At 66.5% G+C, this 230-nt stretch carries 1 pseudogene; it reads right to left on the minus strand.

Going from position 1 to position 230, the window contains the following annotated elements:
* Positions 1-230: pseudogene (locus ACPYOG_RS21155) on the minus strand (hypothetical protein); the annotation flags it as partial.

The raw sequence follows: 230 nt of genomic DNA on the forward strand, positions 1-230 counted from the left end.
GTGCGTGCGCCATCGATGCTGTACGCGATGCTGGCGCCGTCGGTGCCGGTGAGGAGAAGGATCGGGTCGTCGGAGCCGGTCTTCAGGCCGGTACCGTTCCCCGTGTCTACCCAGGCTGAACCCGACCAGAGCAGACTCTGCGACCCACCCGGAATATCGACTCCAGGTTCGAGGGCGATCGGCTGCTCCGTCCACTGAATCAGGTCGTTCCTCTTCCCCCCCCCCCCCCC

This window comes from Leifsonia sp. HAY1-4F, from assembly GCF_056755275.1.